Genomic DNA, 23,233 nt, shown 5'->3' on the forward strand with positions numbered 1-23,233 from the left:
CCTAAGAAAGAGGCACATTGAGCAACAGCTCATCAACGATTTGCTCGGCACTCACCGAATTCGATAAGGCATCGAAGCTTGGAGTAATACGGTGACCTAATACCGAAACCACGACCGTTCTCACATCATCAGGAGTCACATAATCACGCCCTCCGAGCCATGCATGAGCGCGGCTACATTTGTCCAAAGCGATCGATGCGCGAGGACTGACGCCAACATCAATCCACTGTTCTAAATTTGAATCCGGGTACAAATGGGGGAAGCGAGTTGCCATAACAAGATCAACAATGTATTGCTTGATGGGTTGCGAGGTATGGATTCGTTTTACTGCTTCCTTCCCATCAGCGATATGCTGAGCACAGCCTTTAAATGCCGCGTGTAGCGGTTCATATTCATATTGTTCTCGCGCATCCGTATCACTTTCTGGGTCTGTCGTTTCTTTCTCTTCGCCATTGATGGTTCCAAGTTCTTCTTGGCGAACCAAGTCAATGATTAACATTTCAGATTCTCGATCTGGATAATCAACATTTACCTTCATCATGAAACGATCCATCTGCGCTTCTGGTAGCGGATAGGTACCTTCCTGTTCAATTGGATTCTGCGTTGCGATGACTAAAAACGGCTCTGGTAGCGACATCGTTTCACCGGCAACCGTCACAGTACCTTCAGCCATCGCTTCTAAAAGTGCGGCCTGAACCTTGGCGGGTGCTCTATTGATTTCATCAGCCAACACCATAGAGCTAAAAATGGGTCCAGCTTGGAACGTCAACTTCGCCTGTTCTTGATGATAGATCTGCGTGCCCGTGACATCTGAAGGAAGCAAATCGGGCGTGAATTGCACACGGCTAAAAGCGAGGTTTAACCGTTCAGACAATATTTTAGCGGCGCGAGTTTTCGCCGTACCCGGAAGGCCCTCCAATAAAATGTGTCCTCCCGTCAGCAATGCAATCATCATCGATTGAGTGACATGAGCTTGGCCGATAATGGATTGGTTCGTCTGTTCAATTAACTGACGAATGGCTTCACGAGTATTTGTAGACATAACGTTACCTTGTAATACTATCTAAATAAGCTGTAGTGCCTCAGTAGGTATCAGCATTGATTTAATTGGACAGATAGAGTTTTTTTAGGTTTGATACAACATCTTGAGGTGCGACAGAATCGAGCTCAGCTAGGCACTTAGTGGCATTTTCCCCGGCAATCAATAATGTGTCGCACAATGCGTATAGATAAGCCGGTTGAGCGTGATCCTGATAGATGTCTTGATAGACTTTGATTGCGGTTTCAGCATTACTATCTCGAACCAAAGTCGCATAAGCATATCCATAAGAACCGTTGTTACGATCCAATTCATACGCATTTCTGAGACGACGCAACGCATTCAATCTTTCCTTGGTTCGTAAGTAAGATAGGCCAAGGCTATGGTGTAGAGAAGCTTCTTGTGGATACTCTACGAGTGCCTGCTTTAAAATACGTTGAGCTTGTTTATCGTCATTTATACTTTTCAAATATTCTGCGTAAGCAATAGCGACTCTCGGCTCTTTATGATGATCAAACAGATTCAAGTAGATCAGCTCGGCCTGTTCAAAGTCACCTTTAATGGTATAGATCCATGCGCGCTCCATATCTCCATCAAGATCATTGGGCAACAAAGCTAAGTGCCTATCCACTGCTGGCTCTAGACGGTCAAGATACTCTCCTGAAAGCTGTGGCCAAAGTTCGATCAAGGTTCGGACAGCCTGAGCTTCAACCTCAAGGTCAACATCATCTAGCATTGGAGAGACAACATCCCACTTTGCTTTACCCTGCCACTGCTCTGCCGCTTGTATTGCAGCCAAACGCATTTGCGGATGTTCTGAACGTGATGCTCTAGCGACCGCAATGACCGAATTCGGGCCATAATACAAACCCAAATTAACGGTCGCAGCCGCGCGTTGCGCTAAAGGCAAAGCTTCATTTTGAGAATATTCCGCGAGTAACAACTCACGCTGTTCAGCAACAGTGACCACTTGGCTTACGCTTGCATTATCTGCGCTTGCATTACCTAAAGGCTGAACACTCGCTGCCAGCGAGAAACAAGAATAAAAGGTAAATAGCGTTCCAACAAGAATCAGCAACACGGCTGACCCATTGATTATACGAAATTTCATTGTGTATAACGCTCCACCTGAAGCTGTTGAGACAGCTCTTCAGCTCTCACCATGAGCGCATGCATAAAATAGATCTCGTCTGTTTTTGCAAAGCTATGGAGGAGCAGCCATTCATTCAAAGCATCGAGTGTTTGTGCATGCTCAACCTCTTCCAGTTCACTGCTCAAGTAACCCAACGTTTTTAAGCCAGAAACCAACTCTTCATAGTTAATCGGAGGCATCATCAAAGTGATAAATTGAGGATCATTCGTCATTAACATTACGTCATAATTCGCTTTCGCCACTTCATAATTCGTACGTTTTGCGTCGTATTTTTCACCACATTGAGGGTTTTTAGGCAGCTTTTGACAAAGATTAAAAAGCGTAGCAAATTCAGTATACCGTTCACTTTTGGTATGAAAAGCCATATCAATCACCGCTTTTATCGATGCTTGATTAAATAGAGTATCTGTCGGTAACACCTCTTTGACTTGAGCGATAGCCACTTGGCTAAACAGTGCAGCGGCGAGTAACACAGCAGTTTTTAGTTTCATTACGTCATGCCTCTATTTGAATTTGATCTTCATGGCATCGCTATTGATGCCTTTGTTTACCGGGTAACCCATAGTGGCAACAACCATCGAGATGTAGGGGTCAATATGTGAAAAGAATCGCTTCCATCCCGCACACAAATAATTCAAGCCTGTTTCACCATCGAGGGTTTTGATGAAGCGATTTTTTGGGCACTCTCCAAAACAAGCGAATTGATAAGTACACTCGCGACACTGTTTAGGTAACGTTGATTCTTTTGCTCGGCCAAACTCTTCTTGGCCTTGTGAAAATTGCATATCTTCAAGCTTGGCATCATTGATATTGCCAAGTTTATATTCAGGGTAAACGTAATGGTCACAAGCAAACACATCCCCATTGTGTTCAATAGCTAAACCTTTTCCGCACATAGGAGCCAGTGTACAAAGCGGGTTCACACGGCCCATCCAAGTTTCAACGCAAGATTCAAAATACGGCACATTCACTTTACCGATATCGTTCTCTAGCCACTCATCGAAAATAGTACAGAGAAACTCACCCCATTGGTGATCAGATACACACCAAGACTCAACAATCGAGTTCGGGTGGCTAGGCTCAGTTTCAGGCATGCCTTGGAAAATAACCTCTTCTTCTGACCACTTTTGTGGAGCTGTCTCTCGGAATGACTTAGGTTCAACGATTGGGATGAACTGCATTTGAGGTGAGCCAATCTCATCTCGTAGGAAACGGTAAACGTCAAGAGGGTTTGAACCAGTCAGGTTATTTACACACGTCAACGTGGCAAAGTTAACCTTATGCTTATGCAGAATATCGACACCCTTCATGGTTTGCTTAAACGTGCCTCGCCCAGAGCGGTTGGTGCGATAAGCATTGTGAATCATCTCAGGTCCATCAATACTTAAACCAACCATGAAGTTGTTTTTGCTTAAGAACTTGCCCCATTCATCATTCAACAATGTGCCGTTGGTCTGAAGGTTGTTTTCAATCTTCACGCCTTTCGGGCAATATTTCTTTTGAAGGCGTACCACATCGCGGAAATAATTAACACCAAGCAGAGTCGGTTCACCACCTTGCCAATGGAAAACGATCTCTCGATGATTTTGTTGTTCAATGTAGGACCTGATGTAAGTCTCTAACATCTCTTCAGACATACGACTGCCACATCCCATTTCGTGGCCAAGAAGCTCTTCCTTGCTTAAGTAGTAACAATATGTGCAATCAATATTGCACGCCGATCCAATAGGCTTAGTCATGATATTCATGCGCTTAGATGGCATGTTCGGTTGATAACTACTTAGCTGGATACTCATTAGGGTTCCCCTCTTTGATTTATATTTATGGTATGCAGAGAACGGTTTTGAGTAATCAGTATAAATACTGCTTATAAGTCTGGTCTATTTAAAGAAAAAAAAGAGGCAAGCGAATGCTTGCCTCTTGATAATCCATTCCCGACAAATGAATTATTGGTATTGAGCGCGTTGCCAGATTTGCATCTTGTCTACAATCTTATCGATAGAGAACGAACCTGGTACTTGACGAGGTGGGAACTCTTGGAAAGATTGCAAGAATTGGAACGTGTATGCTGCGCCCATGTACATGTATGGTAAGTGCTCAACTTGCCATTGTGCATAGCCTACACCATCTTTGTGTGCATTCTCATACGGGTCTTGACGTAAGTTAAAGATGTATGGGAAACGCAGTTCATTAAACTGGCACTGCCAAGTTTTAATACCGTGACACTCATTCACAGTGAACATCAACTTCCAATCACCCATACGTACTGCAGAGATGTGACCATCGTCTGCTGCGTATACAAAGCCTTTACGTGGCCAATTAGGGTTACTGTCAGCTGTTGTGTTCTTACCTTCTTTAAGAGCAGGCATTAGGTTGTAACCATCTAGGTGAACCTTGTACTCTTTGCCGTTAAGCTTCGTGCCCTTTTTCAACTCTTCTTTGATGTTCTTTGCGCCAGCGGCTGCTAGGTAGGTCGGAGCCCAGTCATTATGTGCTGCGATTTCGTTCGCAACAGTGCCCGCTGGGATCTTGTTCGGCCAACGTACCATTGCTGGTACACGGAAGCCACCTTCCCACGTAGAGTTCTTCTCTCCGTAGTAACGTGATGTTGCACCATCAGGCCAAGACCATTTCTCTGCACCGTTATCGGTGGTGTAAGACACGATCGTGTTATCTGCGATTTTTAGCTCATCAAGTTTGTCTAGCAGTTGACCAACCATGTTATCGTGCTCAACCATGCCGTCACCGTATAGGCCGCCACGTTTAGAGATGCCTTTAGACTCTTCTTTCAGGTGAGTCCAAACGTGCATACGTGTTGAGTTGAACCATACAAAGAAAGGCTTTTTCTCTTTGTGTGCGCGATCGATGAAATCGAGTGCGCCTTCAAGGAACTCTTCATCAACGGTTTCCATACGCTTAATCGTTAGGGCACCCGTATCTTCAATGCGGCCGTCAGCGTATGAATGGATAACACCACGAGGGCCAAAACGCTTCTTAAACGCTGGATTTTTCGGGTAATCTGGATGCTCAGGCTCTTCTTCCGCGTTCAAATGGTAAAGGCTACCCATGAACTCATCAAAACCGTTAGCAGTAGGTAGGTGCTCATCGCGGTCACCAAGGTGGTTCTTACCAAACTGACCTGTCATGTAACCTTGCTCTTTAAGCATCGTCGCGATAGTTGGATCTTCTGGTCGCATACCTTCAGCTGCGCCTGGCATACCAACTTTCGTTAAGCCTGTACGCATAGGGTGTTGGCCAGTGATAAATGCTGAACGACCAGCCGTACAAGAGTTCTCACCGTAGAAGTCAGTGAACAATACACCTTCGTTCGCGATACGGTCGATGTTTGGTGTCCAGTGGCCTGCTTGTCCGCGAGTATAAGCAGAAATGTTATCGATACCGATATCATCACCCCAAATAGCGAGGATGTTAGGGCGAGCAGTATCCGTTGTCGCAAAGCTAGCCATTGAGGTAGCAGCCAACGCCGCACCTACAGCCAATTGCAAGAATGTTTTCTTATTAAACATGAGTCAAACCTTATTTTTAATAGAAGTATTGATTTCACTAACCATTATTTTAGATAAAACAAAAAAGTGAATCAGTACAATTACTGAATAACAAACAAATTTTAAAAAAGCGTTATCGATGTTCGATTAATTAAAAATGTGAAGCAGCAATATCACTGGTTTAATTAAGCGAATAATCTGATCATTTTTTTCTTTGATCGTTATGGCCGGCCATAAAGTCATTCGTTCCGCTGACTCTTGAAAGCCAGTCGTAACCTTTAAATCCAATGAGACCACGTATAAGAGGAATTAAACCAACCATACGAGGGCGAGCAACGCAGATTTTGTTTTTCTTAATACCATTCCAAACTGCATTGACCATTTCATCAGTTGAGATCGCAGGCATTAATTTAGAGTGTGCGCCATCAAACATCCCAGTGTTAATATGACCAGGGTTAACCGTTGTGACATTAATGTGAGGTAGGGATTCTGCTAGCTCAACTCGTAATGAGTTTGACCACCCAATCACTGCCCACTTACTGCTGCAGTAAACCGCAATTTTAGGGCAATACATATAACCCGCACCAGACGAAATATTCACAATATGACAGTCAGACTCTTCGGCCATTGCTGGCAAAAATGCGCGAGTGATGTGCATTGGCGCAATGCTGTTGATTTGCATTGAAAGGTCAATATTCTGAGGCTGATGGTTAATAAAATCATCGGAGAATACAATACCAGCATTATTGATTAACAGGTGAACGGGACCGATTTCATCCAATACAATTTGTGCTGTTTCATAGATAAGGTCAGTGTCGGTAACATTCAACACAAAAGTATGAATAGACGTTTTACTGTCTTTGAATTCATCCTTAACTTTTTCCATCGCAGCTTCGTTTAGATCCCAAATAACCACATGTTTAGCACCATCTTTAACGGCTCGATCAACATACGCCTTACCCATACCCATTGCACCGCCTGTTACCAAAACGGTTTTATTCATAACGCTTTTCATCATCGCTCTCCGACTAAAAATATTTGGTTATTTGTCATTCAAATAACCAAATATTTTTCTAATAAAGGTCTAACCTGAATACTTCGAATGCAGGTATGCAACAATATTATGGCGATATCGCTCGGACTTATACGGTAAAAAATACTGCATTTAGAATGAATACTGGTATTTTCTAAGAAAAAATTGACACCTTTCTGACTGGCAAGTTATCTTAATCAATCAGGCCATGAGACGAGCTTATAATGAGAAATATCAACCATCTAAGTTATGAAGAATTTCTTCATTCACAAATAGCAGCAATGACCTCTTGCCAGCCAAAAAATTTCAACATGAAGTTTCTTGAATTAGCATTAGACGGTATTGAGTGGTTTAAGTTAGACAGAATTACTCTATTCCCTAACTCCATGATATTGTTGAATGACGGCAAGACCATCTCTGTTTCACGCGAACATATTCCAAAACTAGATAAACAAAAATTTTTGCTCGGTAACTACATTGATTACCTCAAATTGCTTCGCTCTAAACAGGAATATCAAATCTTCGATTGTGAAAGTCTCAAAAACTCAAAGATTGAACCACTAAGGGCACTCTACGATGAGGGTGCTCGTTGGCACGGCATCGTACATTTAGAACTGTTTGGTCAAACATGGGGTGCGTTAGCGTTTGCCCGATTCAGCAATGATGAACCAGAAATGACCCAACAACAGCTAAAAAGACTTAAACTACTTTGTGACACTTGGCTTGTTTACTGGCAACACTCCACCGTTACGCGCAGTCTGAGCCACGGAACAGATAAGCTCTTTGATGAAAACGAGAAATTGCTCAGGTTAAGTAAGAAACAGTGCACCGTATTAACTTTTTTGGCGCAAGGCCTCACAGCAAAGCAGTGTGCTAAAAAATTATTCTTAAGCCCAAGAACAGTTGAATCGCATAAGTATCGGATGATGGATCTTCTTGAACTAGAAAGTCATACCGAATTAGTTCAATTTGCGCTCAGAAACGGCCTAGGTATTGATGGATAAACGCTCGCTTATCCTACTTTTCTCTGAAGGTGCTCTCTGCAGCACCTTTTTAAAACTCAGTAAATTTACTCTACCCTCCCTTAAAACACTCGAATAACATCCTTTGCATCCAGCTTTAACCAACACGAATGGTAGGCATAAGATGCAAAAAAGAATACTGGTCCTTGGCGCCTCATCAGGTATTGGCTTCAAACTTGTAGAGTTACTACTTGCACAAAATCACATCGTCTATTGCGCGGCTCGTCGTATTGATAGGCTGCAACCTCTTGCTGAAAAAGGGGCAAAAACATTCGCTGTTGATGTACGAAATGAAAACGACATACAAGCTATGTTTGACACCATGATGGATGAGCAATCAGGTGTTGATATCGTCTATTCCAATGCGGGATACGCGATTGCAGGCCCCGTCGAAGATACTTCGATCGAGAAAGCAAAACAGCAGCTTGATACCAATTTATTTGGAGCCGCTCGCGTTGCTCGCGCCGCATTACCCATCATGCGTCAGCAAGGGGGCGGACGCATAATCTTCACCACATCAATTGCAGGTCGCGTCTCAACAAGTATGAACTCTTGGTACTCGGCCAGTAAGCACGCACTCAATGGGTTAGCCAAAGGGCTCGCACAAGAAGTCGCTGATTTTAATATTAAAATCATTACTATCGAACCCGGTTGTGTACAGACAGAATTCGATGCAATCCAATTGAGTGACATGTTAGATAGCAACACGCTACCTGAATACGAACCTCTAGTGAAAAAGTCGCATCGTTTCCTAGACCAAGCATATCGCAATGGGGGGTCGCCAGAATCCACCGTGAAAACCATGATAAAAGCCGGCATGGCAGCGAACCCAAAACTGAGTTACCGCAGCACTTGGGATGCTCGTTTAATGTGGTGCGCGCAATCCGTTTTAGGTGAACGTGCGATGGGTCGTATGTTTCTAAATCTAATCCACAGAATCAGCCGTTAAATTCATTAAGTCATTTGCTTAATCAATCAGCCAGTCAGCCAGTCAGCCAGTCAGTTAATTGGTTAGTTAACCCCAATCAAAAGGTACCTTTATGCTTGAATACTTTGCTTTATTTTTAGTGTTTTTTGTATTCCTCACCCTGTTTTACGGCATTATCGTAATTCATGACATTCCTTATGAAATTGCACACAAACGTAATCATCCTCACCAAGACGCTATTCATGTTGCAGGTTGGGTGAGCTTGTTTACTCTACATGCCATATGGCCATTTCTTTGGATATGGGCAACGCTGTACAAACCAGATGTTGGTTGGGGTGTCAGCGCCCATGCAGAAGAAAACGCTAAACAACTCGAACAACTGAAAGCAGAAGTTGCAGAGCTTAAATCTCAAATAAAAACCAACAAGAGCGAGTGTTAACCCATGGATATGTTGATCATCTTAACTTACACTTCCCTTTGTATCATTGTTTTCAAGCTGTTTAAAATTCCATTGAACAAATGGACTGTCCCGACTGCTGTACTTGGTGGTGTTGCCGTTTTAAGTGCCATCATGATTGCCATGAACTTCAACCACCCTTACGCAAAGTTCTCTAAAGAATACTTTGTCACCGTACCCATTATTCCTGAAGTAGCTGGCACCGTAGAAGAAGTCTTTGTTCAACCAAACGTACCGGTGAAGCGAGGTGACGTCCTTTACACCATCAAAAATGACAAACAAGAGTTTGCGCTACTCAAAGCCGAAGCGGCTCTAGAAGAAGCTAAAACGGTTGCCTATCAGAATGAAGAAGCGCTACTTGCTGCAAAAAGCATCACAGACAAAGCCAATGCAGTCGTCGCAAAAGCAACAGCGAATCGTAACCGCACACTAACAACGTATACGCGTTACAAAGAAGCCCACGATAACGCTGGCTCGAACTCACCGTTCACTGAACAAGATGTTGATCGCCAAAGAGAACTCTATATTGCAGCACAAGCTCAACTCGACGCAGCAGAAGCCGCCGTCGAAGCGGCCGAAGCCGACGAGCGCAGAATCTTGCTAAGCACCACATCGATGATCAACGGTCAAAACACTCGTGTTGCGCAACTGTTCGAAGTGAAGCGCCAAGCTCAATTGGATTACGATAATACCGTTGTTCGTGCACCAAGTGATGGCGTTGCAACTCAAATCGCCCTAGCGCCTGGTTTTCGTGTAACAACGCTACCACTGCGACCATCGATGGTATTTATACCGACCAGCAACAAGCGTCTAATTGCAGGAATGTTCTGGCAGAACTCTTTGCAGCGCATGCAACCTGGTCTTGATGCAGAGGTGATCCTAGATTCAGCGCCTGGTGAAGTGTTTACCGGTAAACTTGTGCAAGTATTGCCAGCAATGCGTGAGGGTGAAGTCCAAGCTAACGGTACACTTCTATCGGCTCGCAACATCACTCAACATGGTTTTGCTATTGGTATCATTGAGCTTGACCAAGACTTAAACCAATACAACCTCCCTCTTGGTGTACAGGGTCAATCAGTGATTATCAACGAAAAAGGCGATTTTCTTCATACTTCTATCGTTCGTCGAATTCTGCTTCGCATGATGGCTTGGCTAAAGTACGTATGGCCAATTAAATAGATCAAAAACCGATCACAATCATTTAAGCCGAGCATTCTTGTTCGGCTTTTTTTGGCTTGCTGAACATCGGCTTACTCCGCAGTAACAGCCTCCTGAAAACAAACCCCTGCCCCTAAAAACAGATCTCAGAATTTTTGATGCTGTTCGGTATTATTACTGATTGAAACACTTCACCCTGCCTTTACAATGCACGATAAGCTAACCCTTTGTACTAATAACGTTTTGGAAAGAAGAATGAAAAAGACCGCTTTAGCCCTACTTGTTGTTTCAAACCTAGCCAATGCCAGTGGTACGCTCATGCAAGAATCCATCTACGCAAACGCTGGTGCAGCAGGCGCGGGTGATGGTGTTAATACAAAATCTGCCGCCGCGTCTTGGACTAACCCAGCAACCATGTCTCACATGGGTGACGAGCTGATGACCGTTAACACCATGATCTTCAACCTAGAAATGGAGTACGTAGACCAAAACGATACACCCAAAGACGATCTTGAAGGCAACGCTGATTCACAGACGATCATGCCAAGTGGTGGTTTCTTTTATGTTCGTCGCCTCAACGAAGATATCCACGCTGGCATTAATATTGCCGCTTACTCTGGATCAGCAGTGGATTACGGCACGCACTGGGATGCCAGTGGCCACCTTAACGAAGCCTTCATGAGCTCAATCCAGTTTAACCCAACCATGAGTTTCCAGTTCACAGAGCAAGTCTCTGTCGGTGTTGGTATTCAAGCAAACTATGGCCTTCTTGACATCAAAACTGACGGTTTAGAAACCAAAGACATGGGTACCGATTGGGCATTTGGCTACAACGCCGGTATTTTATACAAAGAAGACGATTGGGCTTTAGGCCTTAGCTACCGCTCTCAAATCGAGCACGACTTCAAAGATATGGATATTGACTTCAACGTTGCTGGCAATGCCGTACCGTCTCTTGCCAGTGCCAATTCCATTATCCCAGTAATCGTTGACTTAAGTGGTCACTACCAACTTAACGATAAAGTTAACCTGTTGTCTTCAATCCAATACCACCGTTGGAGCGCATTCGACAACACAGAAGTTTACCAAGACAAATTGAACACAAAAGACCAATTGCCACAGGGAATCAACCGTGATTGGGACGACGTATGGAAATTTGCGATCGGTACCGAATATCAATTTAACTCAGACTGGTTACTCAGTGCCGGCATGTCTTACGAAACCTCTCCTCAAGATGACCCAACTAAACAGTGGGTAGATGTACCAGCAGGCGAGCAATACCGTTATGCAATGGGTGCAAGCACAAACTGGGGAGATACACGTGTTGACCTGTTCTACGAGTACGTTGACCTTGGTGACGTTTACATGGAGCGTACCGAAAGTGCTGCCGTTAACTTCCAAGGCACCATGTCTGGTAGCGTTCACTTTGTCGGCGCGAACTTTACCTTTTAATCACGTAATAACGTAATAACGTAATAACGTAATAACGTTCAATCACTTGATAAAGCGCTGCACTCGCAGCGCTTTTATTGTGTTTCGCTTTTATTATGTTTTATTAAGTTTAGAAGCGGTAATCAATACCAATAGAGGCTGTCACTTCTTCTGACGTTTCATCAATGCCACGCTCATTTTGAACGGAAATCACATCGTATTTAAATTCAAACATGATGTTGAAATCTTTGTCTTTTACTTTGGTCTTGATGCCTTGCAGCCACATTAGGTTAGCCACTTGCATTTCAGCGCCGCCGTATGATGAACCAAGGTTAATGTTGAATACAGAAAAGTGAGTATCGTTCCAAGGGTGCAATGCATACATGTTGACAGAGCCCAAGTGCGCTTCTTCGTTACCTTCTAAAGGTACGCCTAATCCGTTCAAAGTTGAGTATGCATCACCACCATCGACATAGGTATAGTTCAATGAAGGGAAAAACAAAGTGCCATCTTCACTACCGAGTGGCAGCATGTAACCAGTGGTGTACATGTTAGCAGCGTCTTTCAATTGATAAACGTCAACATAGACACCACCAAAAGAATCAAAGTGAGCGGCTCTTAAACGTGCATTCTCCGACTGAGTGTAATATTCAGCAAAGCCAACCGTCTGAGAGATATCGCTCGTAAGGCCTGAAGCACCGCCACCAGCAAGGAGTTTAAGTTCGCCTTCATCATCTGAGAATACCGCTGCTCTTAAACTGCTGTTTCGAGGGTCAGCATCATGATACTCATGACTGTTTGCGTCGCTGTTTTGATCTGCGAAAACCGAAGTTGAAGCCAAAACTAATGCTGTGCTTATCAGAGAAAGAGAAGCGTTTTTAATATTTTTCATAATATATGCCAAAATGATATTGAAGAAGATGGCGTCACTATATTCACATGACCATTTCCTTGCTACTTATACAATAAATAAGCATTGCTTATTCGAACCACATTTAATTAATCAAACAGAATATAAGTGAGAATTTATATGTACAAAAAATATAATGAACAAGTAAATCTCAATCACCTCCGGGTGTTTGATGCGCTTTATATTCATAGAAGCACCAAATTAGCGGCATTAACATTAGGTATTAGCCAATCGGCGGTTAGCCAAACATTAGCAAAATTACGCGACTATACTGGCGATAAACTATTTTACACTGCCAATGGTAAATTACAGTCGACACATAGGGCTGATGCCATTGGCTTAGGCTTAAACGAGCAGCTTGACGCACTTGATAATCGGATTGTTTCAGATCTTTTTGAAGATCCAAAAGAATTCGACGGTGAGCTCACTATCGCGGTATCAAGTGTATTCCTTGAAGCGATTGCAACAGAGTTAACGAGCTCCGTCGTGTTTAACTCATTCCCAAAAGCAAGGCTGAATATCACTACCTGGACAGAGCGAACACTCACCGACATACAAAATGGCGATGTCCATATTGGGTTGAATTTCGGCTCAATTGACACACCAAAGTCTGTTCGTTCCGTCGATCTCACCACAAGTGAACCCATTGTTATTATGAGAAAAAACCATCCATGGGGTGATGAGAAATTTAAACTAGAAGATTTCAACAAATATCCGACGGGTGGCATTCTCGTTCCTGGGCTCACAGATTTTAACGCAATACTGCAACGTCGATCCCCTGAATTTTTTAATTTCAAATACCGCTCTGCCAGTATGTCTGTTTTAACATGCCTCGCTGAGCATTCAGACATTTTAGCCATTACTGAAACGCTCTCGGCTTCAATGTGCCCTAACACGATTGATTGCGTAAAACCGACCTGGTTAACCGAACTTGCTCCCACTCAAATGAGTCATGCCATTTACTATTTGGAACGAAATCACAATCACCCTTTATACCGCTTCTGCATTAATATTGTACGAAGCTCGCTACAAGAAAAACTGGATATATTAAAAGAACACACAAAAATTGGAACCTAATTATTGGGTATATTTACTGCTTACATTAAAACAACAACATGTTAGGGAAATAATAGTCAACACAAAAACTCATAAAAAGCTGCTCATATTCTTTATATGTCGCCTTATTTGCAGTATTTTTCCTGCACAATTTTCATTCAGACGCCATTAAAATAACACGAACAAATATAATACCAGTCACAGTAATGATCAGTTATTTACTACGATTGGTATAACGCATTGTGGAGAGCCTAACCGATATTCTACACTCGGGCTTATATCACAGGCATAAATGAAATTAGACACCCACCATTAGTGAGTAAATACTCTATGAAACGTGTAATCGTCACCTTATCTATCGCAGCTTTGCTATCAGGCTGCCAAGCGACTCAACGACAAAATGCGACCACAGGTGAAACCGAAACGAACTCTGCAACCAAAGGTGCGTTAGCCGGTATGTTAGCAGGGGCTGCAATTGGAGCTGCAACAGGAAATAGCTCTGACGCCCTGCGCGGCGCAGCTATTGGTGGCGTGGTCGGTGGTGGTGCTGGTTACTACATGGATAAACAAGAACAAGCATTGCGTGAAGAGTTGCTGAGTTCCGGCGTACAAGTTAAGCGTATCAACGAAAAAGAGCTTCAGCTAGTGATGGAGAATGGCATTGGCTTTGACTCAGGGTCATATCATTTGTCTTCTGGCATTTACCCAGCCTTAAACAGCGTCGCACTTATTCTTAGTGAATACCCAGATACACGTTTAGACATTAAAGGGCACACAGACAGCTCAGGCAATGATTTAAGTAACCAAAAGCTCTCAGAACAGCGTGCACAATCTGTGGGTGATTACCTTATTAACCAGAAAGTTGCTTCCGGCCGCGTTGTAACCCAAGGTTACGGTGAGCGCTACCCCGTTTGTGACAACAACACGACAGCGGGCAGAGCATGCAACCGCCGTGTAGAAATCAACATACTTTCAATGAAATAAGGCAATTCAATGTTTTTTAATAAATACCTCAAACCATTTTTGGTTGTGGGTGGCATAGTCACCATGTACGCTGGCATCTATGCGATTAACCCAGAAACCGCGTTACGTGACATGAACAACCTACCCTACGATTCTAACTATGTGTTCTTATTTAGGCACTGGGGAATCATGGTTGGGTTAATGGGCTTCTTTATTGCTGCTTCGGCGTATGTACGTCGCTGGAGAGAGTCGATTATCCTCTACTCATTCCTTGAAAAACTGTTCATGGTGTATCTGTTCGTTTCCAATATCTTCAATCCGGAAACAGCACACTTAAACGCGAGCTTCATCCCGTTTGCCATAACAGATATCACCATCTGTACCTATACATTAGGTTACTGGTATGAAAACTATAAGATAAGAAAAACAGTAGGCGCTTAAGGTCTGAGTCTAGGTCAAAACTCAACAGGAAGACGGTTTTATACCTTAACGAAGTCAATAAAACACTAAATACATAAGCCGCCAATCTCACCGTGCGGCTTGAACTCTAAAGACACAAATGCTCTGTCGATAGGTAGTCCGGTCGTATTCTCGACATCAGTAACATATCGATGTACTTGCCCGCTTTGAATGTACTGAGCCTTTTTGTGCCTTCTAACTGAAAGCCTACACGTTCATATAAAGCAATAGCTGCGTAGTTATCGGCATGAACCTCTAATTCAAGACGCACGAGGTTAAGCCAGTTATCCGCCTGATTGATCGCTTCCAGCATTAACGCCTTACCTACCCCTTTGCCATGCATATCCGGGTGAATAGCAATACCAAGACCAGCGCAGTGCCTGTCTCTTACCTTGGAGGTCATGAATAAAGTAATGTGACCGACGACTTTCTCTGACAATTCCGCGACTAAAGTAAAATGGTCAGAATGACCAAACAGTCGCTCCACTTGATCAGAACTCAGGTAAGGCTTTTGCGAGGTATTTTCTGAAACCGAAGTTCGACGATAAATATCGAAAATATCTTGGCTATCCGTTGCTTCTAAATGTCTAATTTGTATTTCCAAAGCGCTTCCTTACTATCTGATCTTATTAACTGAACAACTTTCATACTACGGATAGCAACGAGCACCTACAACCTTAAAGATTATAAGTGCTCGAAATAATTAAACAGATAATAAAATCAACGAAATCTTAGCGTTATACAACGCTTCGGAATATCTAACCCTTAGAACTTGTAGTCGATACCAACGCTCGCGAGTACCTGTTCAGAGTTATAGAAATCGATATTGGAATCTATGCTTCTCAAACCGAGTAAAGTAATAAACGACCAATCTTCATATCCCATCAAGCCGCCAAACTCGTATGCTAAAAAGGCACCGTACTCGTTTTCGTCACGCGTTTTTCCATAGATTGGATTAGCTTCATCGAACTGACGATCATTGGCATCCAGCGTGACAACAAAACCGTGACGACCAATCCGCTTCGCATAATTTAATTCAATACCGTAACTATCAAAACTGAGCGAGCCACCTTCCGCATCCGAGTTGAAATACACCATAGATGGAACAAACACACCGGCTTGATTAGGCAAGATGAAGGGATACCCTACTTTGGCGTATACATAGCTTCGCTCCCTATCAAGCAGAGCGATGTCCTCAACAGATAAATTTAATGAACTTTGAGTCCCAGACAACTCATCATCAACGTCAGATTCACCAATCGCGAAGTCCGTTCTAAAGCCAGTGCCTGCAATATTCGTCAATTGCAAACGACCAACATTACCTTTTACATCGGTTTCGTTTCGATTAACGCCGACCGCATAGGGATCAGACCAAGCCTTACCTGAGATAAGCGTTGGTAGCACAGAGAAATCCAATATGGTGCCACCAGAAAATTGATGTCTATATCCGATTTCAAACGCTATGGTACCGGTTGCAATATCTTCTCGTGTTGTACCCGCATACACTTGGTGAGTCAGCGATTCGCCAAAAGTATATTTAACTGTACCCAAAAAGCCGAGTAGCCCTTGGTTTTCGCTATTTCCTTCCTTGGTGTTGGTTGCTTGAATTGAATCTTGTTCAGTGCTCAAGTTACTACTATCAGAGTAAAAACCAGCCAAAACACTGAAGTTACCGCTGAAACCTTCACTTGGAGCAAGGCCACTGTATGCTGGCATTGAAGCCAACGCCGAAAAGACAACTGGTAAAACAAACCTCATGTTCACATCCATTTTTTGAATGATCACCAGATAACTATATGCATAAAAATGGAATTATAACAGACGCTCAACAATGGAAATTTATTCGATTGGAGCATTAGATATTGCTCACCATCGACTCAAAGGCGCAACAAATTGATCTATCACGATTGAGCTTTCGTAAAACCTCTCGAAAATAACGGACAAAACTCAAAGGAAGACAATATGTTTAATAGATTAATTAAAACCATGTCAGTGCTAGCTGCAACGCTTCTTTTTACGGCTTTTGCTCACGCCGGCCACCATGGTATGAAGAAAGACATCGTCGACGTTGCAGCTGAAAACGGTTCTTTCAACACCTTAGTGGCGGCAGTCAAAGCAGCGGGCTTAGTTGAGACACTGAAAGGTGATGGCCCCTTCACTGTGTTTGCGCCGACTGACCAAGCGTTCGCTGCTCTGCCAGAAGGCACGGTTGACATGCTGTTGAAACCAGAAAACAAAGATAAACTCATCGCAGTGCTCACCTATCATGTCGTACCAGGAAAAATAATGGCAGCTGACGTGATGAACCTCGATAGTGCCGTAACGGTACAAGGTGAAGCGGTAATGATAGGAACAGACGACGGTAAAGTCATGATTAATCAGGCTCAGGTGGTGATCCCCGATGTTGAAGCGAGCAATGGTGTCATCCATGTGATCGATACAGTGTTGCTACCTAAATAACAAATTCAGTTACATTGCTAGCAACAAAGAGGGTGTGACCACTTCACACCCTTTTTGCGTTTAAAGATATCAAACTAATATCAGTGTCACCTACCTACACACTTGATATAGGCAATAACCCGAATTACATAAACAAGCGACCAAATATCAGAAATGCCGCCATCGATACTACCTTCGTGAAGACCACAACCCAGATACAATCACCAATACTAGAATGCGTTGCTTTCCCAAGTAGAAACACAAATAGAATCAGCCCTAGCATCCAACCTACTGTAGGAATCAATGACACCAAAGCAACGATTACAGCAATAGTAAGAAGGGATTTAAAATCAGCAACCACGAAAGACATTTTAGAGGCGATGTACATACAACATGCAGTTATTAATGCGTCCATCACAAACGCTAGAGCTTCAATTCCCACTTTAATTCCTTCACTGATATTAATTGAAGTGAATATTATCTCTAAAGTGATGTACTTTCTTGAAGAAGAGAGCAAAAAGCCGGTGAAAACTGTAACAAAAATGAGATTACCGTTCCCCTTAACGGACAGGTTTATTTGTTGGAATCTTCTAGGCCTTTGACCAGTGCCCCCGAGCAAGTCTGGTTTGCTTTTTGATAGGCATCAAAGCCATCTTCGCGTTTACCTCCGAACAAACAAAGAAACGAGTTGATGACGAATGAAAAGAATGAGATGACAACAACAAAGAGAGGAAACAGCCCAGAGACTCCAGCATCCAACGCTAGAACCCCAACAGCGAACGACAATATCGACACTAATGTATACAGTTTAGATCTACTCACATGACTCATGAACAACACTCCTTGTATTCACCCAATATTTAGATTAGACAAATTATTTTGCACACAATTTGAACTCATCGACAATATCAATAGATCAGCAAAAGTTATCCTTAAAAAGGTTCATTAATATTTCAAAGTTGGTTTCTGAATCCCTACGAGCCTTAGCCACTTATTCGACGACCCTTTCCATCTCGTAATTAGTCAGCGTTACACCACGCATCTCAACTTGCTGCTCATTTACTACTTTAAAACCCATACGTTCATAGAAAGGCCTTGCCGTAATACTCACTTCTGAGAAATATCTCGATACACCACGAACACGACCCACGGCGAAAACATGCTCCATCAAAGCTCGACCGACACCTTGCCCTTGATACTCGTGGTGGCAGAAAAAGTGGTCTACCAAGCCGCTCGGTTGCAGGTCAGTATACCCAACAACCTGGCCATCGAGTTCTGCAACAAATGGCTGCAACCCATCCATGCGCTTCTGCCATAGAGAAAAGTCAAAACCACTTGGTGCCCAAGCCTCGACTTGCTCTTGGGTATAATCTCGAACATTTATGTTACGCACAGTATGAAAGAAAATCTCCCATAAAGCTTTGGCATCACTGACTTGGTAGTTGCGAATTCTAACCACGACCAGTTCCTATTTTGTTTTGTTCTGCTTTAAAGAGTACGAAGGTTGAGAGCTTTAGAACATCTCATCTTCGGCGATACATCAACGATAAAACACCGCTAACCAGATCGTAACAGCGTCTTTGTCGGTGCCGAGCACCTTGTGCTTCTCTCGTGCCGCGATATTAATGTAATCCCCTTTTGACAAGGTAACGACACGACCATCTTCGAACTCTATTATGCCTTGTCCTTCGAGCACGATTACCCATTCATTCTCTTCTTGGTCATACCAACGATCTTCAGGAGAACTGTGTCCATGAGACAGGATTCTCTCGATCCGAATATTGTCGTTGGCAATCAGGTCATTGAATATTTCATTGGGTATTGGTGAAGGAACATCATTGTAAATGTTTGACATTAAGCTCTCCTCGTTAGTATTAGAAGAATTAACAACCTCAGCCTTAGCTTCCCTGTAAACCGCTTCTGTGTAAATCGTAGCTCTATAAACCGTTGCTCTAATAACCTAAGCAGCGGCACTCTTTTTGAAGTAAAAACGGTAATAGCCCACCAAGTTACTGCAGATAAACAGCGCCTCCATAACAACCGCTGTTGGCGAACCAACTAAATAATTGTGAACCAACCAAAAGCTGGTTCCGATGATCATCAATTCTCTTAATCGACGGTCATCTTTATTGAAGGCTGCAAAGGTCTGAAGTACGGAGGCAAAGCAACTCAATATGCTGGTCAGCCCTGAGTAAGTCATTGCGGTTGCAACCACCGACATCGAGCAGAACAAATATTTAAACTTAGACGAGGTAGAAAAGACGCTCGTCAAATAACGAATCGTGGCAATCGTCATTAAGCTCGCAGCTGTCCATTGTTCGAGCAAGATAAAGTGACTCGAAATAAGAACACCAGCAAAGAACAGACAAGTGACGATTTTCTTCCGTTCCTTAAATTGGAATGACAGAAGATCAAAACAAATAGCAATCGCGACTAATATTTGAGAAAGATAAAAGGCTGACACGGTGATTCCTTCGATAATAACATGACGCCCTAGCCGCCTCTTTTAACTGTGAACAATCGAAGAGAACGTACTAGGCGGTTACAACAAGCCAGAGCAAACTGCGATCTAAAGCTTATATAGAGCTCTAAAGCTTCTATGAGATCTAAAGCTTCAACACACCACTAGTCACTGTGGTAGCAGAGCCAATTAACTTTATTCGCCCATTAGCTAATAGCCCTGTTGAAATATAACCACCACGACGAGACGCCTGATAGGCACTGAAACTGTTTTTATTTAATTTATCAGCCCAGTGCTGCGTTAATGCACAGTGTGCTGAACCAGTTACAGGATCTTCGTTCACCCCAACCCATGGCGCAAAGTAGCGAGACACAAAATCGAGCTTAGTATTTGATGCAAGCGCAGTCACCACAACACCCCGCCCAGGTATGCCTTTTAAAGCATCAAAGTTCGGGGAAAGCGCCAATAGCACCTGCTCGTCAGAAACTTCAATTAACTGCTTAGAGTCAAACTCTCTGAATGAAACCACGTGGTGCGGAGCAAGACCAAGGTGCTCAAGTAACATGATGTTGGGTTCAGAAAGCGACGATAACTGAGTGCTGGGGAAATCAAGCTCGATAGACGATTCACAAACTGCGGCAGATAGCTCCCCAGATAAGGTGTTAAATACGACCCTATCTCCCGTGTTTAGCAACCCTTTCTCTTTCATGACATGAACCGTTGCCAACGTGCCATGCCCACACAGCTTCACTTCTACCTGGGGAGTGAACCATTTAAGCGTCATGGTGTTAAGCGAAAGAAAAGCCGTTTCGGATACCGCCATCTCTTCAGCGATTGAAAACATTAATGATTCATCCAATGGCTCTTGAGAGATACAGACCCCGGCAGGGTTACCTTTAAATGCTTGAGTTGTAAACGAATCTACTTGATATATCTCTAAATCCACAATGGCTCCTAAATTCACAGCGTTCCCCTAATCGATAATCATGGCTAGTTGGGACATGACCCAGATATTGATAACCGAGTGTTGCTGACCACAATAAGCACAAATACCTTGTGCTACAAGTATTTAACGACAACATCGTTAATACTTATTCAAGAAATAGAAAATAAGAAACAAAGCGTTATGGAAGCCCCTTCAGAATGAGAAGAGCATCAAGTACATGAGTGGAGCTGGAGCACCTACAAAGAATAATGATATTCGGTGCGTTCAAAGCTCCGAAAAGATCAACCACCAACCAAATTTAATGCTTAATAATTGCATAATAACTTGCAAATATGCATATTTTAATGAATATTAACTCAAACAAACCATTTGCTGACAAGTCAAAAATATGCACTCATGTTGAATACTTTATGAAGGAAAAAGCCAGAGGTCACTCGGTCGAATTTCTGACTCAACAAGTAAAATAAGAAGGCATTTGCACGAAATGCATTAAGTTGAAGTTAAATTAAGTGCTTAAATTTGAATCATATCGCAGATTTTGGGCTACGATTTAGATATCACGTACGAGAGGGAATCCGTCAGTGAAAGCGTTTTGTGTATCAATTCTCACGTCTACATCCATTTTTGCTAGCCCATTATTCGGCCAGCAAAATGACATTTATCTCTACAACTGGGATGAATTTTTATCTGACGATGTCGTTACTCAGTTACGTGACACCTACGGTATCTCGCTAAAACAACAGTTCTTCTCTGATGAGTCAATAAGAGATGAGGTTCTATTAAGTGAACGTCGAGGCGCTTTTGAGTTGGTCATTGTCGAAAGTGTAAAGCTTAAGGCATTAGCGAAACAAAACCTGTTCCATAATCTGAGTGATTTACAACAATCCATTGAAAGCAATTTTGACCCCAGATGGGCGGATGGGTGTGGCGAATATGGCATTCCTTACGCTTGGGGCACATCAGGTATTTTGTATCGTAGTGACAAAGTTTCTGCCCCAGAATCTTGGATGGCCATTCTTGAACCCAACACCAAAGTCAGTGGCCGTATAAGTATGTACTATGACCCCACAGATCTTGTAAGCACTGCATTATTAGCCAATCAATTTGCCCCATTTACCAATAATGAACAAGAACTCCGTGTCGCGTATCAAACTCTACAGCAGCAAAAACCACATCTTGAAAGCAATGAGTATGTCGTCGACCATATCCACCAGCTTGAGCGTCTAGCTAATATCGACCTAGCCTACGGATATTCGGGCGACAGCTATGTACTTAACGATGCCGAGCCTGGAGCATCTTGGGCCTACACCGTGCCTCAAGAAGGCACGACTTTATGGTTAGAGTGTATGGCCGCAATTAACAACGGAGAGCTTTCTCCACAGGCAACCACGATCCTCTCCTTTTTATCGCAACCTGAAATAGCCGCTCAAAACGCGATGGATTCATGGTTTGCAACGCCAAGTTCAAAAGCAAAAGCGCTCACCTCTCAGGAGTATCAAAACGATCCCGAACTGTTCCCAAGTAAAGAAGTCTTAGATCGCAGCTACCTTTATCAACAGTTAAGGCCAAGTAGCATCCAAATTCGAAATCGCATTGTCGACAGTTTGAGATAACTCATGCCAGTATTGAAGAAGCTCTATTTCGTACTTTTACCAACGCTACTGCTTGTTTGTCTGATAGCGGGGATAGTGTCGTACAACTTCGCGTCAAACCATGCTAAACACATGTACTTAGATAAGGTGCAATCTGATGTGAACACCGCTTTAGTCGCTGCAGAATACGAACAGCTCGGCTTATCCTTATTGGTCAAAGATATTGGCTCTTCATTGCAGTTCCTTCGCTACATTCAAAACCCTGGCGATTACACGACTTTATCGCTATTAGAAAAACGAGTGCTTAGAGTCTTAAGCCAGAACCACGCCAATCAATTCGGACAGCGTAATGTCTATATCATGGATCCTAAATTTGAATTAACACTGTCTACTCTCAGAGCCGATCCCTTCGAAGGATTAAAAATCCCTGACAAGATTTACGAAAGAGTTTTCGACATATACACCTCATTAATCAGCAAGAATGAACTCTCATACGAAGGCTTCTCTTATGTATCGGTCAGTGGAGAGCTCAGATATGTGTAGTGGCATAGTGAATTTGGCCACCTGATTAAGAGGTGATGTATGATCATCTCAAGACTAAAACAGGTGACATTATGACTAAGCGTGATAGACGCACTTTTAACCCAGAATTTAAACTTGAATGCGCTCAACTGGTGCTT

At 43.0% G+C, this 23,233-nt stretch carries 26 protein-coding genes and 1 pseudogene; 12 read left to right on the top strand and 15 right to left on the bottom strand.

From position 1 onward, the window contains the following. Nucleotide 1: 1 nt before the first annotated feature. From BCT34_RS16175 to BCT34_RS16200, 6 genes are all read right to left on the bottom strand, one after another. Entirely contained in the window at nucleotides 2-1,042 is a 1,041-nt protein-coding gene (locus tag BCT34_RS16175) for a MoxR family ATPase (RefSeq protein ID WP_076651341.1), read from the bottom strand. Nucleotides 1,043-1,103: 61 nt separating this feature from the next. Then, entirely contained in the window at nucleotides 1,104-2,150 is a 1,047-nt protein-coding gene (locus BCT34_RS16180; protein WP_076651342.1) for a hypothetical protein, read from the bottom strand. Beyond that, the gene (locus tag BCT34_RS16185) at nucleotides 2,147-2,683 is read right to left on the bottom strand and encodes a hypothetical protein (protein WP_076651343.1); all 537 of its coding nucleotides are present in this window, start codon (nucleotides 2,681-2,683) and stop codon (nucleotides 2,147-2,149) included. Before BCT34_RS16185 ends, BCT34_RS16180 begins: the two co-directional genes overlap by 4 nt. A gap of 12 nt (nucleotides 2,684-2,695) precedes the next feature. Continuing rightward, nucleotides 2,696-3,988 (bottom strand): anaerobic sulfatase maturase, encoded by a 1,293-nt coding sequence (locus BCT34_RS16190; protein WP_076651344.1) that lies wholly within the window; start codon nucleotides 3,986-3,988, stop codon nucleotides 2,696-2,698. A 150-nt stretch (nucleotides 3,989-4,138) separates the two neighbouring features. Beyond that, complete coding sequence (locus tag BCT34_RS16195) at nucleotides 4,139-5,659, bottom strand: arylsulfatase (RefSeq protein WP_241902830.1); 1,521 nt, start codon at nucleotides 5,657-5,659, stop codon at nucleotides 4,139-4,141. Between the two features lie 241 nt (nucleotides 5,660-5,900). Continuing rightward, a complete protein-coding gene (locus tag BCT34_RS16200) occupies nucleotides 5,901-6,716 on the bottom strand; it encodes an SDR family NAD(P)-dependent oxidoreductase (protein ID WP_083702764.1) in 816 nt (271 codons plus the stop codon). A 239-nt stretch (nucleotides 6,717-6,955) separates the two neighbouring features. On the opposite strand from BCT34_RS16200, the gene BCT34_RS16205 reads away from it, so the two are divergent. The 5 genes from BCT34_RS16205 to BCT34_RS16225 all read left to right on the top strand — a co-directional run bounded on the left by BCT34_RS16205 (nucleotide 6,956) and on the right by BCT34_RS16225 (nucleotide 11,748). Further along, the gene (locus tag BCT34_RS16205; protein WP_076651347.1) at nucleotides 6,956-7,735 is read left to right on the top strand and encodes a LuxR C-terminal-related transcriptional regulator; all 780 of its coding nucleotides are present in this window, start codon (nucleotides 6,956-6,958) and stop codon (nucleotides 7,733-7,735) included. Nucleotides 7,736-7,877: 142 nt separating this feature from the next. Beyond that, nucleotides 7,878-8,702 carry an SDR family NAD(P)-dependent oxidoreductase gene (locus tag BCT34_RS16210; protein WP_076651348.1) on the top strand — a complete coding sequence of 275 codons (825 nt, stop codon included), beginning with the start codon at nucleotides 7,878-7,880 and terminating at the stop codon, nucleotides 8,700-8,702. A 91-nt stretch (nucleotides 8,703-8,793) separates the two neighbouring features. Continuing rightward, nucleotides 8,794-9,120: a DUF3302 domain-containing protein gene (locus tag BCT34_RS16215; RefSeq protein WP_076651349.1), complete on the top strand. Its 327-nt coding sequence runs from the start codon at nucleotides 8,794-8,796 to the stop codon at nucleotides 9,118-9,120. 3 nt (nucleotides 9,121-9,123) lie between these two features. After that, a complete protein-coding gene (locus tag BCT34_RS16220) occupies nucleotides 9,124-10,317 on the top strand; it encodes a biotin/lipoyl-binding protein (RefSeq protein ID WP_076651350.1) in 1,194 nt (397 codons plus the stop codon). A 234-nt stretch (nucleotides 10,318-10,551) separates the two neighbouring features. After that, the gene (locus BCT34_RS16225) at nucleotides 10,552-11,748 is read left to right on the top strand and encodes an outer membrane protein transport protein (RefSeq protein WP_076651351.1); all 1,197 of its coding nucleotides are present in this window, start codon (nucleotides 10,552-10,554) and stop codon (nucleotides 11,746-11,748) included. 109 nt (nucleotides 11,749-11,857) lie between these two features. Here the strand turns inward: BCT34_RS16225 and BCT34_RS16230 are convergent, their stop codons facing one another. Continuing rightward, the gene (locus BCT34_RS16230; RefSeq protein WP_076651352.1) at nucleotides 11,858-12,619 is read right to left on the bottom strand and encodes a hypothetical protein; all 762 of its coding nucleotides are present in this window, start codon (nucleotides 12,617-12,619) and stop codon (nucleotides 11,858-11,860) included. Nucleotides 12,620-12,757: 138 nt separating this feature from the next. Between BCT34_RS16230 and BCT34_RS16235 the strand changes: the two genes are divergently transcribed. The 3 genes from BCT34_RS16235 (at nucleotide 12,758) to BCT34_RS16245 (ending at nucleotide 15,097) form a co-directional block, all read left to right on the top strand. Beyond that, nucleotides 12,758-13,714: a LysR family transcriptional regulator gene (locus tag BCT34_RS16235; RefSeq protein ID WP_076651353.1), complete on the top strand. Its 957-nt coding sequence runs from the start codon at nucleotides 12,758-12,760 to the stop codon at nucleotides 13,712-13,714. Between the two features lie 309 nt (nucleotides 13,715-14,023). Further along, nucleotides 14,024-14,677: an OmpA family protein gene (locus BCT34_RS16240; protein WP_076651354.1), complete on the top strand. Its 654-nt coding sequence runs from the start codon at nucleotides 14,024-14,026 to the stop codon at nucleotides 14,675-14,677. Nucleotides 14,678-14,686: 9 nt separating this feature from the next. After that, the gene (locus BCT34_RS16245) at nucleotides 14,687-15,097 is read left to right on the top strand and encodes a hypothetical protein (protein ID WP_076651355.1); all 411 of its coding nucleotides are present in this window, start codon (nucleotides 14,687-14,689) and stop codon (nucleotides 15,095-15,097) included. Between the two features lie 106 nt (nucleotides 15,098-15,203). Here BCT34_RS16245 and BCT34_RS16250 read toward each other — a convergent pair whose 3' ends face one another. Beyond that, nucleotides 15,204-15,719 (bottom strand): GNAT family N-acetyltransferase, encoded by a 516-nt coding sequence (locus BCT34_RS16250; RefSeq protein ID WP_076651356.1) that lies wholly within the window; start codon nucleotides 15,717-15,719, stop codon nucleotides 15,204-15,206. A gap of 161 nt (nucleotides 15,720-15,880) precedes the next feature. After that, nucleotides 15,881-16,873, bottom strand: a complete 993-nt coding sequence (locus tag BCT34_RS16255; RefSeq protein ID WP_076651357.1) for a DUF2860 family protein — start codon at nucleotides 16,871-16,873, stop codon at nucleotides 15,881-15,883. Between the two features lie 204 nt (nucleotides 16,874-17,077). Here BCT34_RS16255 and BCT34_RS16260 point away from each other — a divergent pair, with 204 nt between their 5' ends. Beyond that, entirely contained in the window at nucleotides 17,078-17,575 is a 498-nt protein-coding gene (locus BCT34_RS16260; protein WP_076651358.1) for a fasciclin domain-containing protein, read from the top strand. Nucleotides 17,576-17,699: 124 nt separating this feature from the next. Here BCT34_RS16260 and BCT34_RS16265 read toward each other — a convergent pair whose 3' ends face one another. The 6 genes from BCT34_RS16265 to BCT34_RS16290 all read right to left on the bottom strand — a co-directional run bounded on the left by BCT34_RS16265 (nucleotide 17,700) and on the right by BCT34_RS16290 (nucleotide 20,961). After that, nucleotides 17,700-17,996, bottom strand: a complete 297-nt coding sequence (locus tag BCT34_RS16265) for a hypothetical protein (protein WP_076651359.1) — start codon at nucleotides 17,994-17,996, stop codon at nucleotides 17,700-17,702. A 131-nt stretch (nucleotides 17,997-18,127) separates the two neighbouring features. After that, the gene (locus BCT34_RS16270; RefSeq protein ID WP_076651360.1) at nucleotides 18,128-18,385 is read right to left on the bottom strand and encodes a hypothetical protein; all 258 of its coding nucleotides are present in this window, start codon (nucleotides 18,383-18,385) and stop codon (nucleotides 18,128-18,130) included. A gap of 160 nt (nucleotides 18,386-18,545) precedes the next feature. Next, entirely contained in the window at nucleotides 18,546-19,013 is a 468-nt protein-coding gene (locus BCT34_RS16275) for a GNAT family N-acetyltransferase (protein WP_076651361.1), read from the bottom strand. 81 nt (nucleotides 19,014-19,094) lie between these two features. Continuing rightward, nucleotides 19,095-19,409 carry a cupin domain-containing protein gene (locus BCT34_RS16280; protein ID WP_076651362.1) on the bottom strand — a complete coding sequence of 105 codons (315 nt, stop codon included), beginning with the start codon at nucleotides 19,407-19,409 and terminating at the stop codon, nucleotides 19,095-19,097. A gap of 105 nt (nucleotides 19,410-19,514) precedes the next feature. Next, a complete protein-coding gene (locus BCT34_RS16285) occupies nucleotides 19,515-20,018 on the bottom strand; it encodes a YgjV family protein (protein ID WP_076651363.1) in 504 nt (167 codons plus the stop codon). A 142-nt stretch (nucleotides 20,019-20,160) separates the two neighbouring features. Then, nucleotides 20,161-20,961 carry a PhzF family phenazine biosynthesis protein gene (locus BCT34_RS16290; RefSeq protein ID WP_076651364.1) on the bottom strand — a complete coding sequence of 267 codons (801 nt, stop codon included), beginning with the start codon at nucleotides 20,959-20,961 and terminating at the stop codon, nucleotides 20,161-20,163. 581 nt (nucleotides 20,962-21,542) lie between these two features. On the opposite strand from BCT34_RS16290, the gene BCT34_RS16295 reads away from it, so the two are divergent. From BCT34_RS16295 to BCT34_RS24475, 3 genes and pseudogenes are all read left to right on the top strand, one after another. Further along, entirely contained in the window at nucleotides 21,543-22,574 is a 1,032-nt protein-coding gene (locus tag BCT34_RS16295; protein WP_076651365.1) for a spermidine/putrescine ABC transporter substrate-binding protein, read from the top strand. A gap of 3 nt (nucleotides 22,575-22,577) precedes the next feature. After that, nucleotides 22,578-23,090 (top strand): annotated as a pseudogene (locus BCT34_RS16300) (GGDEF-domain containing protein); the annotation flags it as partial. 41 nt (nucleotides 23,091-23,131) lie between these two features. Beyond that, nucleotides 23,132-23,233 (top strand): transposase (locus tag BCT34_RS24475; protein WP_131828338.1); only part of this gene is annotated, 102 nt, incomplete at its 3' end.

It is taken from the genome of Vibrio sp. 10N.261.45.E2 (genome assembly GCF_002875705.1).
Taxonomy (GTDB): domain Bacteria; phylum Pseudomonadota; class Gammaproteobacteria; order Enterobacterales; family Vibrionaceae; genus Vibrio.